The organism is Pseudomonas fluorescens group sp. PF-1, from assembly GCF_054481335.1.
The window spans coordinates 1,839,642-1,861,285 of the sequence record NZ_JBTMNG010000001.1; the positions used below are offsets into that span (position 1 = coordinate 1,839,642).

Genomic DNA, 21,644 nt, shown 5'->3' on the forward strand with positions numbered 1-21,644 from the left:
GTTACGGTTTTGACGGTTCTTATAACTCTCGGTGATTTGACAAGTGTAGACCTCAAGCGACCATCGGCGTGAGCTTGAAACGCCTCGCGGATGGGAGTACCGTCTGCGCCTTAGAAGGGCACCTCTGGTGTACATGCGTGTAGGGCAAATGCTCGAAAACAGTGCGACAGAGAGGCTAGAAAGCGAATCCAGTAGTTTGAGCCGGGCCAAAGCCCGAGCCGCTACGCCAACCTAATTCTGGCGCCGTTTGCCCACATGCCAAAAACCAGTGCCACGCTGCTGATAATCGATGATGACGAGGTAGTGCGCGCGAGCCTCGCCGCCTATTTGGAAGACAGTGGTTTCAGCGTCTTGCAGGCCAGCAATGGCCAGCAGGGCCTTCAGGTATTCGAGCAAGACAAGCCCGACTTGGTGATCTGCGATCTGCGCATGCCGCAGATGGGCGGGCTCGAACTCATCCGCCAGGTGACCGAGCTGTCGCCGCAAACGCCGGTGATCGTGGTGTCGGGCGCCGGTGTGATGAACGACGCGGTCGAAGCGTTGCGCCTGGGTGCAGCGGATTACCTGATCAAGCCTCTCGAAGATCTGGCCGTGCTCGAGCACTCTGTGCGTCGGGCCCTTGATCGTGCGCGCCTGCTGCTGGAAAACCAGCGCTACCGTGAGAAGCTGGAGAAGGCCAACCGTGAGCTCGCCGCCAGTCTGAACCTGCTCCAGGAAGACCAGAACGCCGGTCGCCAGGTGCAGATGAACATGCTGCCGGTCAGCCCCTGGACCATCGACGAGTTCAAGTTTGCTCACCAGATCATCCCGTCGCTGTACCTGTCGGGTGATTTCGTCGACTATTTCCGCGTCGACGAGCGCCGGGTGGCGTTCTACCTGGCGGACGTTTCCGGGCATGGCGCCTCTTCAGCCTTCGTCACCGTGCTGTTGAAGTTCATGACCACGCGCCTGCTGTTCGAGTCCAAGCGCAGCGGTACATTGCCGGAATTCAAGCCTTCAGAGGTTCTTGGTCATATCAACCGGGGCCTGATCAGTTGTAAGCTGGGAAAACACGTCACAATGGTCGGTGGAGTCATCGACGAGGAGACAGGTTTGTTGACCTATAGCATCGGTGGTCATTTGCCGTTGCCAGTGTTGTACACACCCGACAGTGTTCGTTATCTGGAAGGGCGTGGCCTGCCCGTGGGCCTCTTCAATGAAGCCACCTACGAAGACCACGTGCTGGAACTGCCACCGACCTTCAGCCTGACGCTGATGTCCGATGGCATTCTGGACCTTTTGCCAGAACCCACACTCAAAGAAAAAGAAGCTGCATTGCCCCAACGGGTCAAGGCGGCGGGCGGCAGCCTGGATGGTCTGCGGCAGGTTTTTGGATTGGCCACGCTAGGGGAGATGCCGGATGATATCGCCCTGTTGGTGTTGAGCAGGAATCTTTAATGAGTACCGGTAGAATCCAGTTCGCCGAGCAGGACGGCACCTTCGTCCTCAAGTTCGTCGGTGAAGTTCGCCTGACCCTGTGTTCGGCGTTGGATGCGACTATTGATCGGATCTTCACGGCGTTGAATTTCAACACCATCGTGATCGACCTGACTGAAACCCGCAGCATCGACAGCACCACCCTTGGCCTTCTGGCCAAGCTGTCGATTCTCTCGCGGCAAAAGGTCGGTCTGCTGCCGACCGTCGTCACCACCCACGAAGACATCACCCGGCTGCTGCAGTCCATGGGCTTCGAGCAAGTGTTCAACATCGTTGACAAGCCCGTGCCGTGCCCGGAATGCCTGGACGACCTGCCGGATCAGGACCAGTCGGAAGAAGTGGTGCGAATCAAGGTGCTGGAGGCGCACAAGATCCTCATGGGGCTGAACGACCATAATCGCGAAGCGTTCCATGATCTGGTGAATGCGTTGGAGCGGCATTGATCCCCTGAGGGCCTTGCGAAGCCAACCTGTTGCCTGATGCGCAAAAAAAAGGGCGAACCCAACGGTTCGCCCTTTTTTACGTGCGCTGAACTAGATCACAGCTTGGCTTGCAGCAGCGCCTCAAGTTTCTCCTGGTCGCGGGCGAACTGACGAATACCTTCAGCCAGTTTCTCGGTCGCCATCGCGTCCTCGTTGGACAGCCAGCGGAACTGCGCTTCATTCAGGCTTAAACGTGCTTCACCGGCATGCCCTGGCGCCAGTTTGCGCTCCAGCTTGCCAGTGTCCGCCGCCAGCTTGTCGATAAGGTCCGGGCTGATGGTCAGACGATCGCAGCCGGCCAGTTGTTCGATCTGGCCCAGGTTGCGGAAGCTCGCGCCCATCACGACGGTTTTGTAGCCGTTGGCCTTGTAGTAGTTGTAGATGCGCGTCACCGATTGCACGCCCGGATCTTCCGCACCGGTGTAGTCGTTGCCGTTGGCTTTCTTGTACCAGTCGTAGATACGGCCCACGAACGGCGAAATCAGGAACACCCCGGCGTCAGCGCAAGCAGCCGCCTGAGCGAAGGAAAATAGCAGGGTCAGGTTGGTCTGGATGCCTTCCTTTTCCAGAATCTCCGCCGCGCGGATGCCTTCCCAGGTGGAGGCGATCTTGATCAACACGCGGTCGCGGCCGATGCCGGCCTTTTCGTACAGTTCGATCAGACGATGCGCGCGCTTCAATACGGCGTCAGTGTCGAACGACAGGCGCGCATCCACCTCGGTGGAAATGCGCCCCGGGATCACTTTCAGGATTTCTTGGCCCACTGCAACGCCAAACCGGTCGCTGGCCAGGCCCACATCACCCTTGCAGTCGTTGACGCAAGCATTCAGCAATTCAGCGTAAGCAGGAATCGCCGCCGCTTTGAGCAGCAAGGAAGGGTTGGTGGTGGCGTCTACCGGTTTAACCCGAGCGATTGCTTCGAAGTCGCCGGTGTCGGCAACGACGGTGGTCATTTGTTTGAGTTGTTCCAGCTTGGAAGTCATGGGCGTGCTCTGTCCTATGGGTCTGATGACATTACCCGAGCGCTGACAGCCACTCAAGGGCGCATACGTGTATCGATGGCCTCAGCGGCAACAACCTGAAGCGGCTGTTTGAAAGGCGGGGCGCGGTATCGGTAAATACGATGCCAAAACAGACCACAGGTTCAAAGCAACCGACCGTCAGCGCCCTTCAAGCAACGCCGCCGCCTGATCCAGCAACGCCAGCGGGTCTTTGGCCTTGTGGATATCCACCGACAGCAACTGCCGGAATTTGCGCGCACCCGGAAACCCGGTGCCCAGGCCTAGCACATGCCGGGTAATGTGGTGCATCGAACCGCCGGCATCGATGTGCGCAGCAATATACGGCCGCAATTGCGCCAACGCCTCGGCACGAGTGATCACCGGCGCCTTGCTGCCGAACAACTGCTGGTCCACCTCGGCCATTACATAAGGGTTGTGATACGCCTCACGACCCAGCATCACACCGTCGAACGTCTGCAAATGTTCGTGACAGGCTTCCAGTGACTTGATCCCGCCGTTGAGAATGATCTCCAGCTCCGGAAAATCCGCCTTCAGCCGCGCCGCCACGTCATAACGCAGGGGCGGAATGTCGCGGTTCTCCTTCGGCGACAACCCCTCCAGAATCGCGATCCGCGCATGCACGGTAAAACTGGTGCACCCGGCATCCCGAACCGTCCCCACGAAATCACACAACTCTTCGTAACTGTCCCGCCCATTGATGCCGATGCGATGCTTCACCGTCACCGGAATCGACACCGCATCCCGCATCGCCTTCACACAATCAGCCACCAACTGCGGATGCCCCATCAGGCACGCACCGATCATGTTGTTCTGCACCCGATCACTCGGGCACCCGACATTCAGGTTCACCTCGTCGTACCCATGCTCCTGCGCCATGCGGGCGCAGGCGGCCAGATCGAGCGGAACGCTGCCACCGAGCTGAAGCGCGAGCGGATGCTCGGCTTCGTTATGGCGCAGAAAACGCTCGTGATCACCATTGAGCAGAGCACCGGTGGTGACCATTTCAGTGTAGAGAAGGGCGTTTTTTGAGAGTAGGCGCAGGAAGAAACGGCAATGGCGGTCGGTCCAATCCATCATGGGTGCAACACTAAAGCGCCGAGACAGCGTAGGCATTGGTTTTACTGGGCTAAGGCTATGATTCTGTACCATTTTACTCAACGTGTTTTCGGCATGTTTTAGGGCGTTTTCCGGCGTTTTTTAGGTCTTGGTGGTACGATGTACCACTTCAAAACCGACGCGTACCACTTCGATATGGCGACTATCAGGGCAAGAAAACTTGCGGATGGGTCTGTGAGCTACACCGCTCAGATCCGCATCAAGCGCGATGGAGTGCAAGTCTACCAAGAGAGCCAGACCTTCGCCCGGAAACAGGCTGCACAGGCGTGGGCGCGTAAGCGTGAGTCGGAACTCGATGAGCCTGGTGCGATTGAGCGGGCGAGCCGTAAGGGCGCGACAGCCAAAGAAATGATTGATCAGTACCTGCGCGAAGTCGAAAAAGCGCGGCCGCTGGGCAAAACCAAAAAGGCGACGCTCACGGCCATCGGTGCCAGCTACTTCGGCAAGCTCAACGATACTGACATCAATACGCAGTGCCTGGTGGACTTCGCCCTGTGGCGGATGAGTAGCGAAGGGGGAGGCGTCCAGCCGCAAACCGCCGGCAACGATCTGGCGCACCTGGGCGCTGTGCTTTCCATCGCCAGGGACGCATGGGGTTATCAGGTCGATCCGCTGGCCATGGCCGGCGCCCGGCGAGTGCTGCGCAAACTCGGCTACAACCTTAAGAGTCGGGAGCGGGATCGCCGTCCGACACTGGATGAGCTGGGTCAGCTCATGACGCACTACGAGGACATGCAGGCTCGGCGTCGAAGCGTCACCAATATGTTGAAGGTCGTAGGCTTCGCCCTGTTCTCAACCCGCCGCCTTGATGAAATCACCCGTATTCGCTGGGCGGACGTAGATGAACCAGGTCAGCGAGTGTTGGTGCGAGACATGAAGAACCCCGGTCAGAAGATCGGCAATGACGTCTGGTGTCACTTGCCAGATGAAGCGTGGCAAATACTCCAGACAATGCCAAAGGCCGGCGACGGTATTTTCCCGTACAGCCCTGAGTCTATTTCCACTTCCTGGACGAAGGCTTGCAAGCTTTTGGGCATCGATGACTTGCATTTTCACGACCTTCGCCACGAGGGTGTCAGCCGCCTATTTGAAATGGACTGGGATATCCCGCGCGTGGCAAGTGTATCGGGGCACAGAGACTGGAATTCGTTGAGGCGATACACCCATTTGCGTGGCAAGGGTGATCGTTATGTGGCGTGGGAGTGGCACGAAAAGATACTGAGGGCGCCCGTCCAACTGGGCGCCGCATCAATGAAGTGGCTCAATAGGCGGGTTTTAAGCCGTTGAGCTGACTGTGTTCTTTGACAGCGGCGGCGCGCTGTAGATCGAGGTAAGCAGCCAAGTCGCCGATGTGAATGCCCTTGGCGGACTTCTGGCTCGGCTCAAGGCGAGTGATGGGGATCTTGATCTGACCACTCATCACCTTGCGCTGAAACATGTCCGGCGTCAGGTGTGTGAAGTAGTCCTGACACACCCGATCAAGAGGGATGATCGCCTGGCCGTCGTACTGGGCCATCAGGATGAAAGCTGTCTTCATGACGTTCCCCCTCACATTCGAAACGATTGATGAATGAGTGCCGGCCGCGCCATCTGGTCTGCGGGTTTTGCGGTGTCGGGCTGTATCTCGCAGACAAACCGGTGTCGCTCCTGGTTCGGCGCCGTCAGTGCTTTGGTAAGCCCGGGTACAGCCTCAAGGCATTGCTCATAGGCGGTATCCCCCTTCCAGCGTTGAGCCGGCAACACTTGGCAATCCGTCCGAGTTGCGTCCGTGCACAGGTATAGCAGCAGGAAAACAGTCATAGCGCAGCCTCCTGTTGTGCCACGCTCAGGCCTACCGCTATCGGGCGAACCCAAATCGGCATGCTATTGAGCATGAAGGTTTCTCCGGACGCGGCCAGTAACAGCGTGGTACCCATCACATCGGCAATTGCTTCGGCGGCGTCCGGTGGTACCGCGTTGCCGATCCGCTCACGCCACGCCTGATCACTCAGACCGTCCAGCTCGAACTGTTCTTCCGGTTCGACCAGGCTTTGCAGCGCGGCCAACTCCAGCGTGGTGAAGGGGCGATGCCAGGTGCCATCGAGGCTTTCAATCACGCAGGTCAACCGGTCGTTCGCTTCCGGCATACGTGGGTCAGCTACCGACCAGCGCCCGTTGTCCTGCTTAGCACTGGCTGAAACAGCACCGCACTGGTCATTCCAGCCGACAACGCCGTAGTGACCGCCAGTCAGGTAGGCGTCCCCCTTCGTGCGTTTCATGCCAGGGCGTGGGTCTTGAACTGCGAACGCGCTCTGTCCAGTAGTGCTTCCAGCAATGACGGTGCCGCTTGGGTTATCCCATGGCGTTACCAGGTATTTGCCAAACGTTCCTTCGGGTTTTCGTGGGTCAGCAACACTGAATGTCCCTTGCCCGGGCGACTTGACTCCAATCACTGCGCCGCTCGTTTCGTCCCAGTGGCGGACGCCGTACTGTTGGTATTGCGGGGCGCCGGCTTTGCTGCGCGGGTCTGCCACTGAGAACGCGCCATTGGTTGGGCTGCTGCGACCGGCAACTGTGCCGGCGGTGTCGTGCCAGTCATGCACGCCAAGGTAGCCGGCGCGGTATTCTGGAACGATTACCAGGTCACGCAGGTAACCATCCTCGATCGCCAAGTCATTCAGGCTGCGCCAGTCCTTGCCGGCGGTGACCAGGGCGAGACGAACCCAGGTTTTCCATTGCAACGCCGGTACCCGGTGCATCGGACCGGCAGCTTCGATATCGCCGGCGAGTGGCATACGGCCGAGGATCGAGCCGACAGACTTGAGCGTCTTCTTTTCCGGCTCGTACAGGAATGGCGGAACCTTCTCGATGTGGCGAGCCACCAGCAAAAAGCGCTTGCGGCTCTGGGCCAGCCCGCCGATGACGCCGCAATCGTGAGTAGTTTCCGCCACGGCGTAGCCGAAATGCGACAGCAGTTTGTTGATCTGGTCGAGCAGGTGCCGGCCGCGAGTGGCCAGCCGGGGAACATTCTCAAAGACCAGTAGCGGTACGGGGTCGTCTTTCCAGGCTTCACCGAACAGCCAGATGCAACGCAGTGTTAGCTCATTCAGTGCCTGATATTTCGGGGTCAGACTCATCTTTTCGGACAGCAGCCCCGACGCGCCTTTGCAGGGGCTGGAGATGAATACCGCGTCGGGCCGATGGTAATTGGCTGCGTGGCGGACGTCCTCCACGGTCGCTTCGCGCCAACCTGGTGGCGGCTCTTTCCCGTGGAACCGGATGTACTGGTCGCGGGTAAACAGATCCAGCAGGGTGCCCCTGACCCCGCTCAAGCGCTCGAAATCGGCCAAACCCGCTGCGTCGATGTCGATGCCGCCGATGCACTGCCATTCCGCTTGCATATTGCCCACGATGGGTTTGGATTTATTGAAGCCTTTGGCGCCGCCACCGAGGCCGCAGCAAAAATGAAAGTGTTTCAGTGTCCGTTTGAGCATTTGCATGGTGCTTCTTCCTTTGTCGGCGATGGGGAGTTGCAGCTCCCCGTTGTTCGCCCTGTGATTCAATTCAGCGCGCATAGCGCCGTGGCTTGTTCTTCTTCGCTTCCGCTCGTGCCGCCATCAGCTCGGCCCACTCGACGGATTTGCGCTGTTGCCTGATCCGGCTACAGGCCTGGTGCTTGCGGGTGGATCGGGCTTTGCCGCAGATGTCGCAGCAACTGGGGAGGTCAAGCCGATGGCTCGCCATTGGCGGACGTGTGCGTTCCACAGAGTTGGGGGAGGGCGGCATCAGGCATCCCCCAACAACGCACGGGTGAGGGCGTTGCGTTCGCCCTGGCGGGTGAGTTTGTTCAACGGCTGCACACTGGTACGGCCATTGCGGAGCTTGACGACTGCCGTAGCGCTGTTGATCTCGGCAATTTTTCCCTCGCGCACGCTGAAACTGACGCTGTGCCCGGTGCTGCGGCCAACGACAAAAGACACGTCATCACCGACTTTGAAGGCGTTCGTGGTAGCCTCTGTGCCACTGCCACTTGGGTTTTGTGCTTGCATGGTGCTTCTCCTTTGGGGTGGTCGGTGTCGAGGGGTTGCAGCCCCTCGGCACCACTTCTTTCCAGCATGAGTTCGTTGTTCAGCCCGCGCGGCGTACCAGGTGAATCTCCAAGCCCTGAAGCTGCTCGTTCCCAGTTGCCTCCTTTTGCCACTTCAAAACCTCATCGATCTGTTTGCTCGAGCAATCGTCGACGAGCAGCGTCCGTTCGCCTCGCTCTAACCTGACTTCCATGATTTCGAGCAGGCCTTTATGCGAATACACGTCCGCATGAATGATCCCGGCCTGTTTGCCTTCGGCCAGTTGTCGAGCCTCGATTGATCTGAGCTTTGTTGTCTTGCCCGTGCCGGCGTCGCCGGTGATGACCTGTACTTGCATGGTGCTTCTCCTTTGGGGGCTCCCTGGCGTTGCAGCGCTGAGAGCCGTCAGTTACAGCGGTTTACGCGCTCTGAAAAATCCAGCAGCGCACAGTGGTGGGTTTGTTGAACATCGCATTGCCGGCAGCCTGCGAAGCGCGGACTGCGCTGTACACCGCCTTGTTGGTTTCCAGCCATTTGCGGCTGCGGCTGTTCACCAGCAGCCCGCGCAACGTCTTGAGGTCGGCCAGGTTCTGCCGATGTTCGCTGGCCTTTTCGGCGAACTCGTTGAGATTGATGGCGATGAGTTTCGGATCGGTGCTGTGGTTGACCTGCGGGCCTTCGCCCAGGCTTTCGAGGTATTCGTAAACCTCCCAAAACTCGGCAACCAATGGGTGATCGGCGCTGATTGCGGATTGCCGCTCAAGGGCCATAACGGTCAGTGCCTGTTGCGTCGTCACCACCTGGTTTTCGTCCAGAGGACACACAAGGCGCAGGCAGTCGACCAGGGCCATCAACTGGCTATGGTTCTTGATGATCCGTTCCACGCGGATTTCTTTGAGGGTGCGCAATTGCCGTTCGTGAACGAGCACGCGCTCGGCAAACTTCGCCATTACCTGGGCTTCCGCTCGCACGGCCAGCAGAAGGAAGTGGCTCAGTTGTTCAACCGGAATCAGGTTCAGGTTGTCAGCGGCTGCGCGGCTCTCGGTGGTGACTTCCGGGCGCGCAAAGTGCGATTTGATAATCCGGGTGAGGATCGCCTCGGACGCGCTGACATCGGCGTTCTGGCTGATCGCAATGGCACCACGAAACGGCGGTTCGTAAGTCTCGTTGCCGCTGGTTTTCATGCCCTTGGTGCCAAGCGTGCCACCGCCGTAGAAGTCCTTCAGCTCGTCCCAATCGAAGCCCTTGGCGTGCGCCTTGTCCGGCTCATTGCGGTCGCCCTCGATCAGCACCACGGGCATGTTGGAGACCTGACCCATGGCGCGCTGTCGGCCAGCGCGGGTCGATTTCGACGGGTCAAAACCTTCATGTTCGCGGCCCAGCAGCTTCCACAGGAACGTCAGCAGTGTGGTCTTACCGGCGCCGGCTTCACCGGTGACCTCAAGGAACGGGAAGGATTTGTACTGTGCGCGGATCTGCTCGGCGAACAGTGAGCCAAACCAGAACGCCAGAGCGACGATTCCCTTGGCGCCAAAGCACAGCCACAGCATCGGCAGCCAGTCGGTGCGGTACTGTTTGCTGTCGCGCTGAATGTGCATAGCGATCGACTTCTGCAGCGTCTTCAGGCGCAGCTTGCCGAACTCGAAAAAGTCCTCCTTGTTCACCACGCTGACGATGCCGCCGCGAACGGCGAGGTCGCCGAACACATAGCAACTGTGCAATTTGCTGTAGCCAATGAAGTCGATGGTCTCGACGGTCTTCAGGCCGAACAGTTGATCCTTCATGATCTTGTCGAGCTGCTGGCCGCTACCGGTGAACACGGCACCGGCGGCCATGCTGAGCAGGCGTTTCTTGAACTCGCTGGCGGCGGCGACCTGGCCCCCGGTGAAGGTGTTTTTCACGCTGCCGCTGTCGTGCGGAAAATCGACGCGGAAGTAGTACCAGGATTCGTCGGTGACTTCGTTGCGTTGGAAGTACAGCGCTTGCGGGTAGCAGTTGGCGATTTCCACCACGCCGCCGCATTGGCGCAGAGCCTTTTCGCGACGCTGCTTTTCGTTCAGCAGCTGGTCTTCATGGCGATCTGAAGACTCCAGCGCCTGCATGGCCTTGTTGAATTTCTCCAAGTCCATCTTGAACCAGTAGAGCCGGCTGTCGAAGCCGAAGTGAAACTCATGACGCTCACGCCACTCGTACATCAGCACGCCCTTCTCAGAGGCGCTTTCGGCGATCAGCAAGGAGCCATGATAGCGAGCCGTGGCCAGATCCTTATCGATCAGCTCGGCACGCTCGCTCTCGCCGTCAATGAATGCCCAGCGCTGATGCAGGTCGTTCCAATCGACCTTGCGGCTGTCCGGCTGTGGGATTTGCGCCGCTTCACACTCGTACCCCAAAGCGCGAGCCTGACGCACCCAGCGCTTGGTGTATTTGTGCGCGCCGGGTTCGTTGTCCAGTGCCCATACCAGCTTCGGCAGCTTGCCGCCGCGCAGCCGTGACAGCTCTTTCAACGATTCTTCAGGGTAAAAGGCGGACGACATCGCCGATACCGCCGCAATGCCGTTGTGCACCAGGGCGATGGCGTCGAAGATGCCCTCAACAATCCACAGTTCTTTGACGTCCAGCAGATCGACGCAGGGTGGACACCACCAGAAACCACGGGGACTGTCGCCGGGCTTGAAGCGCGCCTTCATCTTGCCAAACCGGTGCGGCCGGTCGATCAGGCGCTCCCAGTAGCCTCCCTTTTCCAGCGCAAAGCGCACGGTCGCGCTGCCGGCATTCAGCTCGCCGGAAAAATACGTTTCCTGAGTAAACCAGCCCTGAATCAGATCGAGGCGAAAGCCGCGGGCAAACTCCAGATACGCACGGGCCGTGGCGTTGGGATGTTGCTCGGATGCCGGTGCGCGCTTGCTCCAGTCATTGAACAGGTCTTCGTAGATTTCTTTGACGTGCCAAGTGTGACCGCACTTGCCCCGGCCGCAACGGATCATCCACGGATCATCGTGGAAGGCGTACAGCTCTTTCTTCTTGCACGACGGGCAAACCCCTTCGCGCATGTATTTGCCAGCCTTGTGCTTGAGGCCATAGTCGGCCTGAAGGCGTTGCAGGATGTCGGCGCGTAGGTCGTGCTTCATGTTCATCGGGGCTTACTTCACTTCGCCGAGACTGTGTTTGAGGGCGCCAATCAGGCGTTTTTGCGCGGCCATCACCGGGAAAGCCGACAGCAGCGAGCCATGCCGTAGACCCTCGGGGATCATGCGAAATCGATCGTCATACCAGTACTCGTTGAACTGCATCGAGTACTGGGTGCGCAGTGCCTGGAGCAGGGCTTCGGCCTGTGCGCGGGGCAGTTTTGCGGTGATGGCGATGTCGATTTCCATGATCCACCTCGGATTTCGGGCAAAGCTCACCCAAACCCACGGGAAGCGGGGCAGGGCGGGGTGTTTAAAAGGGAGTTACTGAGGGTGGTGCTTGTGCGCGGAATCGCGCTGGGCCAGCAGGGTCTGTGGCAGCAGCCTTGCCGGAACCGGGTAGCGCAGGCCTGCCCGGGCGTCGATCAAGTGCACGACGGTACAACCGGGGTTGCTGCCCCAATCGACACCGATCCATTTGCGCTGGTTGGCCACCTGCAATTCCGTCCAGGCGTTGTGCACCAGCCGTTCCGCCATGAAGACAGGCACTTCCAATGACGTGGCCAGGTGCCGAACGCAGTTGTCATAGAGCAGGTCCGAATCCACCAGGTACTGCGCTTCGTGCCGTTGCAGGTAAGCGAACGCGGCGCGTTGCATGCTGCTGCGATAGTCGTGGGTCAACTGTTCATGATTCATTGCGCGCACTCCATTTCCATTTGGTCGAGCAGGTCGGGTTGATCGTTGGCGGTCTTCATTGCGGCGCGACGCAGGGCGATGTCGGCGATGGGCAAACGCACCGACGGGTTAGCCATGCCGCTGGGACTCATTTCGTGAGTCATTTCGAACTCAGCGCGAACCGACCAACCGCAGGCTTCGTTGGTGCATTGCAGGTAGGCCACCCGCAGGAAAATGTGTGTGCCTTCGCTGGTGCGGATGCGCATGCGGCCCTGGCAGTGCGGGCAGACAAGTTTGTAAGTACTCACCCGACGACTCCCCGACCGTGCAGTTGAATGGTTGCCAGCACTTCCGCGTAGCGGGCGGACATGTAGTGCATCAGGGCGTTAATGATGGCCTGGGCTTCGCAGGACTCAATGACGCCGTCGTCCAATGCCTTGGCAATGATCTGATCAACCATGCCGCGCTTGGCTGCGGCTTTGACTGACCGGTTGTACAACTCGACGTTGTCCAGATCGGCCGACACTGTCAGTGGTACGAACAAGCCGCCATATTTGGCCGCGATGTAATCGGGCAGAAAGGTGGTACCAGCAACCTGCTCAAGTCGGTGGATGTGGTCGTCGCTCAGCGGGCGGCTGCCTGCGTTTTCGTAAGCCTGGTTATCGAACTTCTTGAGTGGCATTCCGAGGTCGGCAGCGGCGTAGATTCGGCCACCCTCGTAGGCGCCAATCACCGCGCTGACTACGTCCTTTCTGCTGGCTAGAACTGGGCGTTTCATCTTCTGGTTTCTCCTTGGCCCCACCGACCCTACAGTTGATCAACAGCTTCAGTTTCATTTGGCGCTGTATCGGGATCTACAAGGATGCCGGGCAGTACTTCCTTCCCAATCACCCTTGAAATGTCCCGTAGGATGCTGAAGGACAGGCGCCCACGTGGTAGCGAGTCATGACCGGCCCACCGTTGAACTACTTGAGTCACCGTGCGCGGTTCATAGCCGTGGCTGATCGCGAACTGGCGGAAGTTGCTTCCGTTCTCAATCAGCCGCGCCTGGATCTGGCGCTTTTCCATGGCTTGGCTCATGGTTGATGTGTTCCTAGTTGGTTAAGATGTACTCATTGTGTGTAAGCCTAATTACCCAAAATGGGTAAGTCAAGAGTGGATTATTCAAATTGGATAAAAAAAGCGCGGGAGCGGTCCTAGATCGTCTCCAGATCGCACTAGACGCCAAAAATGACTCCCAGCTTTGCGAGCTGACGGGCGTCAACCGCCCAACCATGGGTAATTGGCGCTCGCGTAACTCGGTTCCTTATTCGTTATGTGTAAATGTTGCCGAGGAAAAGGGGCTTTCACTCGACTGGCTGCTCAGAGGAGAGGGGCCAATGCATCCAGGGGATATGGAATCAAAAGTTGTGATGCCAGCCTCCAACCCGCAGGAAGAGGCCATGCTTGAGCTTTTTCGCTCCCTGGGCGACGCAGGCAAGCGGGAGATACAAAGCGCTGCTGAGGAAAAGAAACGCTTAATGGATGTCGAGCAGCGCCTCAAGGATTTGACTGAAGCCCTTGCCGATACCAAACGGCCAGCATAATCTGTACCCATTAAGAACGGATCTTCGGTGCAGGATGCAAACGCATCACATTCATAAAAGTGGAATGGTTGGTGCTCTACATCGAGGGAAAAGAACCATAAGGATATGATAGATGCTCAATTTTTTTAAGAACATCGTAGTCTTTCACTTACGAAAGCCACCGAACTTGGTGGTTTTTTTTTTTGACAAAAATAAAGTGATGAAGATCACTTAAAAATTATTTAGATGGCGATTTTTAATTAAATACCCCGTCTGTGAGGTGGGTAAATGGCATTTGAATTGAAGCATGCAGTAATACATAGTTTCGAGAAGGAAAAGCACGCAGCTGTTGTTGATACAACAAAGATCATTAAGAAACCACTTTTTGATGTAAGCAAGCCTACTGTGGTAAAGCTTGTCTCAAGTATACATGCCCTCCTTGGAAAGCCGGGCAATAACGTAGTTTGGGGGCAGTTTTCTGATGTAGGGCGACAGGGCTCTTTTCCCCCTGTAGCGTCCGGATACATTGCAGATGATTCAAGTTCGAAATTTGAAGGGCTCACGCATGCTGCCTTGGACGAGCTTGTCAAAAAGTCTTTGAGTGAGGCTCTTTCAACCGGCGGTTACATTCTTTTCGCTCATTATATTAGCGAAAGCGTACCGTTTCTCCTTGTGACCAGCATCAAACAACGCGATGGGTTGAAGTTAAATTCTGACTACATTCCCGAAGAGACTACCGACATTGACATGTCGAAGATACAACAGGCTGCGAGGATAAATTTGTCTCGGTTGTCTGAGTTTCTCAATCCCGAGCCGGAGGACTGTGAAGAAATCGACGGTTTAGAAGAGGAGGAGTTGGCTGAGTTGGAGATGGCGAAAGAGAAGACGTATCTGTGTTTTATCAGTAAGGGAAAGGGGAGCGAAGCATCTGGATATTTCGTCGAGGCGCTGGGTTGTGAGAGAGGTGTAGCATCGGCAAGGGCAACTAGAAATGCAATGGATATGGTCGAGGTTTTTTTCAAGAATCGAGAGCCGATTAAACATCTAAAAGTTCTTGCTCGAGAAAATGTTGTTCGTTATTTGCAACAAAAAATAGAAGATGGTCATCATGCTAGTTTAGCTGGCATTCACGCTGCAGCGACTTCATGTATTCCGCCAGAACAAGCTGAGCTGGTCCTGTATGTTGAGGAGCTAAAAGAGTTTCTAAATGATGACGAAAATCAAGTTCCTGAGGAGTTTGTTGTTAATAAGGTTGCTCTTAATCAGCGAATCAGAATTAAAGGGGATTCGGGGCGTCATTGGGCGTTGCAATTTGAAAAAGGATCTTTGGGGATAACTACGAATAGTAAGGTCTGCTATAATAGTGAGAGTAAACAAATTGTTCTTTCCGAACCTACGGAAAAAATGTGCCGGGCGATTGAAGCCGCTCTTGCTGCGGATGGGGTTGTTTAAAAAGTGTTTTCAACTGTCGTGCAACTTTACCGGTTGTTGGGTCGGCCGGCTCTTTTGGATGATCGCATTGTCTACAACGGCGCCTGCACGGCTGAAATTAGGGAGTGTATTGTAAAATGTAAGTCTTTAGCCGAGCGCTTCGGTAAACTGGTTGAGGCCGACGAAACCAACGGAAATATTGAAGTTGAATTCTATTTGCCAACCTCTGAATCCGGGCGTTTTCATTTAGATTTCATTAGCTTTGTAAGAGCGACGCCGACGCTAGGGAAAGGAAAGCTCCCCGAGAATTTCTACATAATCGAAGATGACTGGTCTACAACGGATGGAGTTGAAAATAGTAGTTATGATTCTGTCAAGGCTTGCTGTGATTTAATCGATGGTTTGTGTGGGCTGGTTGCGGTTGCAGATCGTAAGTCATCAACCTTTCACGAAAATATTTTTTTCGCATTACCTGCTGACGAGAATAGAAAGCCGAAGACATTTGTCTTGGAAACCAAAGTTGATGAAAGTATTTTAAGTTTGAATTTGCGACACGTTAAGTTGGTTAGGCTATTATCCTCCGCTCATAATGAGCATAAAATTCATTTGGAAGAGCGAAAGCTGATTTTCAGCTCCGCGATTGCTGATGTAATAGAGTTGGCAGGTGAAGAGGCTGTTTTTCCTTTTGTATTAAAGCACTGGGATGAGGTGTTGCAGAAATATTGGCAGAACCTACAAGCCTACGTGCATGGGTTTTCATTCGATAAAGTACGTACGGAACTGGCTAAAGCTGAACTGGAGTATGGAACGAAGCTAAGTAATGTTTTGAGTGATATGGCGGGTAAGATGTTAGCTTTGCCGGTCTCGTTTGGGGCGCTTGTTCTTCTTGATAAGGCTGTCGCACCCATTGAGGTGATGTCAATTGCTGTTGGTGTGCTGATGGTGACCTTGATTTTTTGCGGTGTTCTTTGGAACCAAAAATTAAATATTCAGCGATTGGATAATAGTCTGAACATAACATTTGATCTGTTTGATAAGCGGTTGAATACTTATCCGGGAAATTTGCAGCGGCTCCTGACGAATACTAGAAAGGAAATTAGGTCGCAACGTAAATTTCTTGTAATGACTCTTTGGTTTTTTTTGGCGTTGGCCGTCCTGCCAACGCTTATGATGATAGGGATGTTCTCGTATAAATGGATGCCGCAGTTAATTTGCTTTTTATTTGATTTCTAATCTGTTGACTTTGCTCTTTTCCATTCTCGATCCACCGCACGTTTTGCTGTGTTCTTCGACGCATACAACCACCGCAATCGTCGTGGTTTACTCTGATCTCCAACCGTCACGGTCTTTTCCTTCCCAGTCTTCTTGTCGCGGTAGTAAGCGATTATCCCGGTGAAGTCCTCCTTGTTCTCTTCAGCCAGATCCTCGACCGTATCCTCCGGTAACTTACTCTCCAGCTCTATGCTGACGGTGTATCCGCTGTCCGCGCTGAGCGTGTGTTGCACATTCCCGCCGTACCAGATGATTTCGTCGATCTCAGGTTTCACACCTTCCAGCGTATAGGTCAGCTCAGGTATCAGATCCGGCCTGCCCATGGCCAGGGTATAGCTGAGCGTCGCACTGCCACGTTGTAGGCGGTTGAACTCCGCCCGCGCCGCGCGCAGGGCAGACTGTCGGTCACTGTAGGTGTGCCGCAGATCCTTAAGGTTCTCGCCACCGCCGGCGATGGCATCTTGTTTCTTGGCGCTGTTCACATCGTAGAAGTAAGCGCGCACGCCGTCGTAGCTGTCGCGGTCAGCTTGCAGGTAGCGGTGTTGGTCGCCGTCGGCGCGGGTGAGGGTGATGTGGGGCAGTTCGGCGCCGCTGGCGGTTTTGCCGCCGCCTGCTGGCAGGCACAGCAGGCAGCCGGCTTTGACGGTCACTACGGCGTCAAACTCTTCGCCGATGCGGCTGATCAGGTTGGCGTCGGATTCATTCGCCTGGTCGAGCTGCAGGATGGGCAGCCCGTCGAGGGCGCCGGCAATGGTGGCGGTCAGGCCGTTGCCCAGGGCGATGTCGCCCAGCACGTCGCCGAGCGTGGTGTTGCTCCAACTGCGTTCGCGTTTGGTCTTCAGGCCTTTGCGCAGATCGGCAGAGCGGGCGCGGATGCTCAGCACGTCGGGGGCGCCGGAGTGTTCCGTTTCATCGACGGTGAAGGTGCCTTTGTCGACCAGCCCGGTATCACTCCAGCCCAGCCACAACCGAACCACTGCACCTTTGGGCGGGATCGCCAGCAGTCCGTCATGGTCGCTGAGGGTGAGGCTGAGCTGGTCCGCTTCGATGCCACGGTTGTCGGTGAGCTCCAGGCTCATCAGGCGCGGGCTGATGAGTTGGGCGATGTCGTTGCCATCTACCGTGATGCGGAACGCCGGTACGGGGTAGGCGGCCTCTCGTTTGTAGCGCTCAATGGTCTTGTCCAGAAAGCCGGTGACGCGGGTGAGGGCGGCATCGATCACAGCAGCGCCCTCATGATGCTGACGCCGGCACTGGTACCGGCGCCGATCAGGTCGATGCGGTCGTCATCGATGCGCTTGAGGCTGAGGGTGAATTCGATGCGCCGTGGTGTGCCGTCGCGGAAGAACAGCGTTTTGGTTTCGCTCAGGTTGTCGATGATCCACAAACCGTAGATCCGGCCGCTGCCCTCGACCATTGGCCAGGCCTTGCCGGTGTTGGCCATCAGGCGTAGAGCATCGAGGCTGAGTACGCTGCCAGCCAGTTCCGGCAGGATGATGCCTGGCAGGGTGATTGAGTCGTCGCCCCGGCCAACAAATTGCCGAGCAGGTGCGGCGCCGACGCGGTTGCTGCTGGCGTGGCGCCATTCGGTTTGGCGCTGCAACTCCTGATAGGCGGCGGTGGAAATGCTGAAGACGAACATGCCCAGGGCGAGCATCATGGCGGGTTACTCCAGATCGGACAGTCTGCTGCGTTTGCGGGCGCTTTTTTCACTGGCAATGCGGGCCAGCTCGGCACGTACGGCTCGGGCAACAGCCTGCGCGTCCATGCCTGGCGTCGTGTGGATGTTGATTTCATAGGTGTCGTGGCTGTCGTTGGCTGCTGCCTGCGTAGAACTGATCGGCGCCCGATTATCGATCGACACTGAGGACGAAGCGGCGGCACCGGTGGGCAGCTGGGGCAACCCGACAGCGCCCAATGGGCCAGCCACGGCGCCAAGTGCACGCTGACCGGCAGAGACGACCTGCTTGCCCATGTTGGCAATCGCGGCCAGAGGGCCGTCCTGACCACCTTGCAAGCCTTGGGTGAGGCCAGCCATGGTGAAGCCGCCCAGCGCAGTGAACACGCGAGACGGGCTGTGGATGTCGAGTTTTTCCTTGAACATGTTGATGGCCGAGTCCGCGACCGAACTGACGGCATTTTTGATCTGGCCTAGTCCGGCCAATAGCCCGTTGACCAATCCGTTGACGATCATGTTGCCGAACTCGGTAAAGCGGCTCGGCAGGTCCACGCCGAGGTAACTCAATACGCCGGCGAACGCTTGGTAGATCAAACCGATGGGGCTGAAGTTGGCCAGGGTATTCAGGATGCTGCCAATGCCTCCGCTGAATCCGGTTTTGATTTCGGTCCAGGCATTGGCGAAGTAGAGCTTTACGGCGTCCCAGTTGGTGTAAATCAGGTAGGCCGCACCGGCGAGGACGGCGACCACCGCGCCGATGGCCAGCGCCACTGGGTTGGTGGCGAGTCCCCACAGTGCAATGCTGACGGTGCGCAATGCGGTTACCAATGCCCCGCTGAGTGTGCTGGCGAGTAGCCGAACACCCTGACCCAGCAGCGGGAATGCATTGCGTGCCAGACCGGTGATGGTTGGGAACAGCTTCTGCATGATTCGGAGCGTGCCACCACCCTGCATACCGAACATCGCCATGCCATAACGAACCACGGCAAACGGACCCAGCAGGCTGGCCATCCCGATGGCCAGGCCACCGAACACGAACGACAGACCGGCCACCAAGGCCACGATCTTGACCAGTCCGCCGGCCAGTTTCGGATTCTCCCGCGCCCAGGCGCCCACCTTGTTCGCAACTTCGCCCAGGGTGTTGATCAGCTCTTTGAGCTCAGGCGCCACGGCGGCGCCGAACTCGGCCATGGCGTTGGTGAAGCTGCCCTCGGCGGCCTCCATGACGTTGGTCAGGGTGCTGAGTTGTTCGTTGACCCGAGTGCGCAGGTCGGCCTGGCTCTGGAGCTTTTGCTGCACCTCTTTGTAACCCGCCAGCCCCTTGTTCATCATGGTGTTGAGGGTGGTCATGGTTTCCGAGTCGTCACCAAACAAGTCCTTGATGGTCTCGGTGCGGTCTTCGTCGTTGAGGGCTTTGAGCTTTTCGACCTGGGCGAACAGGTTCTCTAGTCCGGCGAAGTTACCTTCCTTGTTGGTGAAGCTGAACTGGACTTTCTGGCCCTTCAGTTGGCGGATCTTGTTGACGTCGTCGACCTTGTCCTTGTCCAAGCCCGCCTGGAAGATTTTGCGGAAGGCGTTACCGGCGGCACCGCCGTCCATACCGGCCTGGTCCATCATGATCAGCAGCGGTGCCAGTTCATTGGCAGCCTCGATCCCTGATTTTTTGATGGTGTCCATCACCGGGGCGATCTTGCTGAAGCCCTGCAGCATGTTGGTCGAGTCGACGCCCGAGTAGAACCCGCGCTGGATGGTGTCCATCAGCGCCATCATGTCCTTCTCGGTGGTGCGCGTGGCGTCCTGCATTTTGGCCGCGAATTCTGCAGCCTCGGCCACTGGCATCCTCAACTGCACGCCCAGGTAAGCCGCCGCTTCACCGGTGCCGCCGAGGATGCTCTGCGCGCTGAGGCCCTGGCGCCGCAGCATGGTCATCATTTCTTGAAAGTCGGCCGTGGTGCCGGGCAAGCGGTCGCCCAGTTTGGTGGCGAGGTCAGTGATCTTCTGGAAGTCTTCGGAGACCTTGCCGGTGTCGTCCATCATCGACACCTTCAACTGTGTCGCCGAGTCCTCGTTCGGTGCGAACGCTTCAACCGCTTGTTTCAGCGGGCGACTGATTGCGTAGCCCGCACCCAAGCCGGCGGCGCCATTGACGGCCATGTCGCTGGCAAGACTTTGGGTTTTCTCCAACCTGCTGCGTTCGACGGCCAAACGCTTCTGCTGCGCATTCAGAGCTACGAGCCGTTTGCCCTGTTCGCTGATCGATGTGTTGGTAGCTCCGATCTGCTCGCGCAATTGGCGTTCGTGGGTGCCAAGGTCTTTGGTGCTGACCCCGGCGCCGTACAGCTTCGAGCGCAGGGCCTGCAACTGTTCCGATTGCTGTTGGTGTTGTTCCTTGAGTCGCTGAGCTTCGCGCACGGCCGTGCGGAAGTCCTTGGCCATGGCCTTGGTAGGCACACCGGTGGCGGCAAACTGTTGGCTGAGCGCTCGGACTTTATCGCGGGCGGAGGTGAGGGCGGTTTCAGCCTGTTCGGCGGCAGCGCGCTGGGTGCGCCAGGCGCTGACGTCTTTCTGCTGGGCGTTGAGTTCCTTGAGGCGGTCGCGTGCATCCTTGAGTGCGCGGGCAGCGCCGATGCTGCCCTTGTCGATGGCCTTCAGGGGACCGCTTGCGCGGTCGATGGCGTTGAGCAGTACCTGAAGTTTTAAGTCATTCGCCATCTGTGGAACTCCGCACTCTGGCGCGCTCGCGCCAGTCCATCAGTTCTTGCAGGCCCAACTGGTCCATGTCAGCCGGCGCCCAGTGAAAGACCACGGCCAGATCGGCCATGGCGTCCTCTACGCAACGAGGGAGGCGTCCGTCCTCACCGACTTCTGCAACAAAAAATGCGCGACCTTGTTGCCGCAGGCCAGCAGATCGGCCGGGTCCATGCCGGCGGCTTCGGTGGCGGTGATGCTTGGCGAGGTGATGCGTGGCAGCACCTTGAGCAAGGCAGCGACATCGAGGTTCAGCAGGTCCATCAGGTGCACGCCGCGCAGTTCGCCCGATGACGGTTTACGCAAGGTGACGCTGGTGAAATACGACTTGCCGCGCACGATGGGGGTGTCGAGGTTGACGGTGTTGTCATCAGCAACGGGCAGGGCTTCGGTCGTGTTTTTTTCGGTACTCATAGGATGCTCCGGGTGGTGGGATTGACGGTGAGCGGATTAAAGGCCGATGGCGGAACGTTGTTTCTCCAGCATGTCCACGCCATTGACCTTCTCGATGAAATTGAGCAAGTCGATCTCGATGATGTCTTCGTTATCGACGACCAGCTTGTAGTAGCTGCATGTGGTGGTGATGCTGTGTTCGGTGTCTTCACCAGGCGCCGCGTCGCCCATCTCGATGGTTTCGTGACGGCCGCGCACGATGATTTCCACGGCGCTGATTTCGCCGGTGTCGTCCTGCTGGAAGGAACCGGCGAAACGCAGTTGCACACCGGACGCGTTGACGCTGCCGAACTGCTTGAGCGCGATCAGATCCAGTCCGCCGGTCTTCCATTCGAACTGGATGCCGTCATCGGAGAACCCGAGGTCAGCCTTGACCGGGCCGTTCATGCCACCGCCGCGATAGCTTTCCATCTTGCGACCCAGTGGGGGCGGGGTGACGCTTTTGGCAACGCCCTGGTAGGTGTTGCCGTCATTGAAGAGGTTCATGTTTTTGAGTTTGCGAGGCATGGCCATGGCGTTGGTCTCCGGGGTACGGACTCCCCCGCAGGGGAGCGC

Annotated in this window: 26 protein-coding genes; 6 read left to right on the plus strand and 20 right to left on the minus strand. The window is 57.4% G+C overall.

Annotation, left to right across the window (positions count from 1 at the left end):
- Nucleotides 1–255: 255 nt before the first annotated feature.
- Nucleotides 256–1,437, plus strand: a complete 1,182-nt coding sequence (rssB, locus tag ACX3YD_RS08705; RefSeq protein ID WP_047531309.1) for a two-component system response regulator RssB — start codon at nucleotides 256–258, stop codon at nucleotides 1,435–1,437.
- The gene (gene rssC / locus ACX3YD_RS08710) at nucleotides 1,437–1,919 is read left to right on the plus strand and encodes an anti-sigma factor antagonist RssC (protein WP_047531307.1); all 483 of its coding nucleotides are present in this window, start codon (nucleotides 1,437–1,439) and stop codon (nucleotides 1,917–1,919) included. Before rssB ends, rssC begins: the two co-directional genes overlap by 1 nt.
- Before the next feature lie 95 nt (nucleotides 1,920–2,014).
- On the opposite strand, the gene tal is transcribed toward rssC, so the two are convergent.
- Both tal and dusA read right to left on the minus strand, forming a co-directional pair.
- A complete protein-coding gene (tal, locus tag ACX3YD_RS08715; protein WP_103402687.1) occupies nucleotides 2,015–2,941 on the minus strand; it encodes a transaldolase in 927 nt (308 codons plus the stop codon).
- A gap of 177 nt (nucleotides 2,942–3,118) precedes the next feature.
- Nucleotides 3,119–4,093, minus strand: a complete 975-nt coding sequence (gene dusA / locus ACX3YD_RS08720) for a tRNA dihydrouridine(20/20a) synthase DusA (protein WP_458959673.1) — start codon at nucleotides 4,091–4,093, stop codon at nucleotides 3,119–3,121.
- Between the two features lie 138 nt (nucleotides 4,094–4,231).
- Here dusA and ACX3YD_RS08725 point away from each other — a divergent pair, with 138 nt between their 5' ends.
- A complete protein-coding gene (locus ACX3YD_RS08725) occupies nucleotides 4,232–5,383 on the plus strand; it encodes a tyrosine-type recombinase/integrase (protein ID WP_458960395.1) in 1,152 nt (383 codons plus the stop codon).
- Here ACX3YD_RS08725 and ACX3YD_RS08730 read toward each other — a convergent pair.
- The 12 genes from ACX3YD_RS08730 to ACX3YD_RS08785 all read right to left on the minus strand — a co-directional run bounded on the left by ACX3YD_RS08730 (nucleotide 5,358) and on the right by ACX3YD_RS08785 (nucleotide 13,010).
- Nucleotides 5,358–5,633: a pyocin activator PrtN family protein gene (locus tag ACX3YD_RS08730; protein ID WP_458959674.1), complete on the minus strand. Its 276-nt coding sequence runs from the start codon at nucleotides 5,631–5,633 to the stop codon at nucleotides 5,358–5,360. The two genes, ACX3YD_RS08725 and ACX3YD_RS08730, sit on opposite strands and share 26 nt — an antisense overlap.
- A gap of 11 nt (nucleotides 5,634–5,644) precedes the next feature.
- The gene (locus tag ACX3YD_RS08735) at nucleotides 5,645–5,896 is read right to left on the minus strand and encodes a hypothetical protein (RefSeq protein WP_458959675.1); all 252 of its coding nucleotides are present in this window, start codon (nucleotides 5,894–5,896) and stop codon (nucleotides 5,645–5,647) included.
- Nucleotides 5,893–7,569: a DNA cytosine methyltransferase gene (locus ACX3YD_RS08740; protein WP_458960396.1), complete on the minus strand. Its 1,677-nt coding sequence runs from the start codon at nucleotides 7,567–7,569 to the stop codon at nucleotides 5,893–5,895. The genes ACX3YD_RS08735 and ACX3YD_RS08740 overlap by 4 nt, the downstream gene beginning before the upstream one ends.
- Nucleotides 7,570–7,639: 70 nt before the next feature.
- Complete coding sequence (locus ACX3YD_RS08745; protein WP_458959676.1) at nucleotides 7,640–7,861, minus strand: hypothetical protein; 222 nt, start codon at nucleotides 7,859–7,861, stop codon at nucleotides 7,640–7,642.
- Complete coding sequence (locus tag ACX3YD_RS08750) at nucleotides 7,861–8,124, minus strand: hypothetical protein (RefSeq protein WP_458959677.1); 264 nt, start codon at nucleotides 8,122–8,124, stop codon at nucleotides 7,861–7,863. Before ACX3YD_RS08750 ends, ACX3YD_RS08745 begins: the two co-directional genes overlap by 1 nt.
- A gap of 79 nt (nucleotides 8,125–8,203) precedes the next feature.
- Nucleotides 8,204–8,500, minus strand: a complete 297-nt coding sequence (locus tag ACX3YD_RS08755) for a hypothetical protein (protein WP_458959678.1) — start codon at nucleotides 8,498–8,500, stop codon at nucleotides 8,204–8,206.
- A 61-nt stretch (nucleotides 8,501–8,561) separates the two neighbouring features.
- Nucleotides 8,562–11,276, minus strand: a complete 2,715-nt coding sequence (locus ACX3YD_RS08760) for a toprim domain-containing protein (RefSeq protein WP_458959679.1) — start codon at nucleotides 11,274–11,276, stop codon at nucleotides 8,562–8,564.
- 6 nt (nucleotides 11,277–11,282) lie between these two features.
- Nucleotides 11,283–11,516, minus strand: a complete 234-nt coding sequence (locus ACX3YD_RS08765) for a hypothetical protein (RefSeq protein WP_458959680.1) — start codon at nucleotides 11,514–11,516, stop codon at nucleotides 11,283–11,285.
- A 75-nt stretch (nucleotides 11,517–11,591) separates the two neighbouring features.
- Nucleotides 11,592–11,963: a hypothetical protein gene (locus tag ACX3YD_RS08770; protein WP_458959681.1), complete on the minus strand. Its 372-nt coding sequence runs from the start codon at nucleotides 11,961–11,963 to the stop codon at nucleotides 11,592–11,594.
- Complete coding sequence (locus tag ACX3YD_RS08775) at nucleotides 11,960–12,250, minus strand: Ogr/Delta-like zinc finger protein (RefSeq protein WP_086793337.1); 291 nt, start codon at nucleotides 12,248–12,250, stop codon at nucleotides 11,960–11,962. The genes ACX3YD_RS08770 and ACX3YD_RS08775 overlap by 4 nt, the downstream gene beginning before the upstream one ends.
- Nucleotides 12,247–12,720 carry a YmfL family putative regulatory protein gene (locus tag ACX3YD_RS08780; RefSeq protein ID WP_458959682.1) on the minus strand — a complete coding sequence of 158 codons (474 nt, stop codon included), beginning with the start codon at nucleotides 12,718–12,720 and terminating at the stop codon, nucleotides 12,247–12,249. Before ACX3YD_RS08780 ends, ACX3YD_RS08775 begins: the two co-directional genes overlap by 4 nt.
- A gap of 29 nt (nucleotides 12,721–12,749) precedes the next feature.
- Entirely contained in the window at nucleotides 12,750–13,010 is a 261-nt protein-coding gene (locus ACX3YD_RS08785; protein WP_458960397.1) for a helix-turn-helix domain-containing protein, read from the minus strand.
- Between the two features lie 101 nt (nucleotides 13,011–13,111).
- On the opposite strand from ACX3YD_RS08785, the gene ACX3YD_RS08790 reads away from it, so the two are divergent.
- The 3 genes from ACX3YD_RS08790 (at nucleotide 13,112) to ACX3YD_RS08800 (ending at nucleotide 16,171) form a co-directional block, all read left to right on the plus strand.
- Nucleotides 13,112–13,528, plus strand: coding sequence for a helix-turn-helix domain-containing protein (locus ACX3YD_RS08790; RefSeq protein ID WP_458959683.1), 417 nt, complete (start codon nucleotides 13,112–13,114; stop codon nucleotides 13,526–13,528).
- Between the two features lie 267 nt (nucleotides 13,529–13,795).
- Nucleotides 13,796–14,959 (plus strand): nucleoid-associated protein, encoded by a 1,164-nt coding sequence (locus ACX3YD_RS08795; protein WP_458959684.1) that lies wholly within the window; start codon nucleotides 13,796–13,798, stop codon nucleotides 14,957–14,959.
- Nucleotides 14,960–15,013: 54 nt separating this feature from the next.
- The gene (locus ACX3YD_RS08800) at nucleotides 15,014–16,171 is read left to right on the plus strand and encodes a hypothetical protein (RefSeq protein ID WP_458959685.1); all 1,158 of its coding nucleotides are present in this window, start codon (nucleotides 15,014–15,016) and stop codon (nucleotides 16,169–16,171) included.
- Here ACX3YD_RS08800 and ACX3YD_RS08805 read toward each other — a convergent pair.
- The 6 genes from ACX3YD_RS08805 to ACX3YD_RS08830 are packed head-to-tail and all read right to left on the minus strand — an operon-like array spanning nucleotide 16,168 to nucleotide 21,602.
- Nucleotides 16,168–17,433, minus strand: coding sequence for a phage late control D family protein (locus ACX3YD_RS08805; protein WP_458959686.1), 1,266 nt, complete (start codon nucleotides 17,431–17,433; stop codon nucleotides 16,168–16,170). The two genes, ACX3YD_RS08800 and ACX3YD_RS08805, sit on opposite strands and share 4 nt — an antisense overlap.
- On the minus strand, nucleotides 17,430–17,870 hold the full coding sequence (locus ACX3YD_RS08810; RefSeq protein ID WP_458959687.1) for a phage tail protein: 441 nt from the start codon (nucleotides 17,868–17,870) through the stop codon (nucleotides 17,430–17,432). Before ACX3YD_RS08810 ends, ACX3YD_RS08805 begins: the two co-directional genes overlap by 4 nt.
- A gap of 6 nt (nucleotides 17,871–17,876) precedes the next feature.
- Entirely contained in the window at nucleotides 17,877–20,600 is a 2,724-nt protein-coding gene (locus tag ACX3YD_RS08815) for a phage tail tape measure protein (RefSeq protein WP_458959688.1), read from the minus strand.
- Complete coding sequence (locus ACX3YD_RS08820; RefSeq protein ID WP_041752072.1) at nucleotides 20,590–20,709, minus strand: GpE family phage tail protein; 120 nt, start codon at nucleotides 20,707–20,709, stop codon at nucleotides 20,590–20,592. Before ACX3YD_RS08820 ends, ACX3YD_RS08815 begins: the two co-directional genes overlap by 11 nt.
- An 8-nt stretch (nucleotides 20,710–20,717) precedes the next feature.
- Nucleotides 20,718–21,050: a phage tail assembly protein gene (locus ACX3YD_RS08825; RefSeq protein WP_458959689.1), complete on the minus strand. Its 333-nt coding sequence runs from the start codon at nucleotides 21,048–21,050 to the stop codon at nucleotides 20,718–20,720.
- A gap of 36 nt (nucleotides 21,051–21,086) precedes the next feature.
- Nucleotides 21,087–21,602, minus strand: a complete 516-nt coding sequence (locus tag ACX3YD_RS08830) for a phage major tail tube protein (RefSeq protein ID WP_458959690.1) — start codon at nucleotides 21,600–21,602, stop codon at nucleotides 21,087–21,089.
- Between the last annotated feature and the right edge of the window lie 42 nt (nucleotides 21,603–21,644).

Excerpts from the sequence above, each read along its gene's own strand:
- rssB (WP_047531309.1), top strand. The coding sequence starts at position 256 with ATGCCAAAAACCAGTGCCACGCTGCTGATAATCGATGATGACGAGGTA.
- rssC (WP_047531307.1), top strand. The coding sequence starts at position 1,437 with ATGAGTACCGGTAGAATCCAGTTCGCCGAGCAGGACGGCACCTTCGTC.
- tal (WP_103402687.1), bottom strand. The coding sequence starts at position 2,941 with ATGACTTCCAAGCTGGAACAACTCAAACAAATGACCACCGTCGTTGCC.
- dusA (WP_458959673.1), bottom strand. The coding sequence starts at position 4,093 with ATGCCTACGCTGTCTCGGCGCTTTAGTGTTGCACCCATGATGGATTGG.
- ACX3YD_RS08725 (WP_458960395.1), top strand. The coding sequence starts at position 4,232 with ATGGCGACTATCAGGGCAAGAAAACTTGCGGATGGGTCTGTGAGCTAC.
- ACX3YD_RS08730 (WP_458959674.1), bottom strand. The coding sequence starts at position 5,633 with ATGAAGACAGCTTTCATCCTGATGGCCCAGTACGACGGCCAGGCGATC.
- ACX3YD_RS08735 (WP_458959675.1), bottom strand. The coding sequence starts at position 5,896 with ATGACTGTTTTCCTGCTGCTATACCTGTGCACGGACGCAACTCGGACG.
- ACX3YD_RS08740 (WP_458960396.1), bottom strand. The coding sequence starts at position 7,569 with ATGCTCAAACGGACACTGAAACACTTTCATTTTTGCTGCGGCCTCGGT.
- ACX3YD_RS08745 (WP_458959676.1), bottom strand. The coding sequence starts at position 7,861 with ATGCCGCCCTCCCCCAACTCTGTGGAACGCACACGTCCGCCAATGGCG.
- ACX3YD_RS08750 (WP_458959677.1), bottom strand. The coding sequence starts at position 8,124 with ATGCAAGCACAAAACCCAAGTGGCAGTGGCACAGAGGCTACCACGAAC.
- ACX3YD_RS08755 (WP_458959678.1), bottom strand. The coding sequence starts at position 8,500 with ATGCAAGTACAGGTCATCACCGGCGACGCCGGCACGGGCAAGACAACA.
- ACX3YD_RS08760 (WP_458959679.1), bottom strand. The coding sequence starts at position 11,276 with ATGAACATGAAGCACGACCTACGCGCCGACATCCTGCAACGCCTTCAG.
- ACX3YD_RS08765 (WP_458959680.1), bottom strand. The coding sequence starts at position 11,516 with ATGGAAATCGACATCGCCATCACCGCAAAACTGCCCCGCGCACAGGCC.
- ACX3YD_RS08770 (WP_458959681.1), bottom strand. The coding sequence starts at position 11,963 with ATGAATCATGAACAGTTGACCCACGACTATCGCAGCAGCATGCAACGC.
- ACX3YD_RS08780 (WP_458959682.1), bottom strand. The coding sequence starts at position 12,720 with ATGAAACGCCCAGTTCTAGCCAGCAGAAAGGACGTAGTCAGCGCGGTG.
- ACX3YD_RS08785 (WP_458960397.1), bottom strand. The coding sequence starts at position 13,010 with ATGGAAAAGCGCCAGATCCAGGCGCGGCTGATTGAGAACGGAAGCAAC.
- ACX3YD_RS08795 (WP_458959684.1), top strand. The coding sequence starts at position 13,796 with ATGGCATTTGAATTGAAGCATGCAGTAATACATAGTTTCGAGAAGGAA.
- ACX3YD_RS08810 (WP_458959687.1), bottom strand. The coding sequence starts at position 17,870 with ATGATGCTCGCCCTGGGCATGTTCGTCTTCAGCATTTCCACCGCCGCC.
- ACX3YD_RS08815 (WP_458959688.1), bottom strand. The coding sequence starts at position 20,600 with ATGGCGAATGACTTAAAACTTCAGGTACTGCTCAACGCCATCGACCGC.
- ACX3YD_RS08820 (WP_041752072.1), bottom strand. The coding sequence starts at position 20,709 with ATGGCCGATCTGGCCGTGGTCTTTCACTGGGCGCCGGCTGACATGGAC.
- ACX3YD_RS08825 (WP_458959689.1), bottom strand. The coding sequence starts at position 21,050 with ATGAGTACCGAAAAAAACACGACCGAAGCCCTGCCCGTTGCTGATGAC.
- ACX3YD_RS08830 (WP_458959690.1), bottom strand. The coding sequence starts at position 21,602 with ATGGCCATGCCTCGCAAACTCAAAAACATGAACCTCTTCAATGACGGC.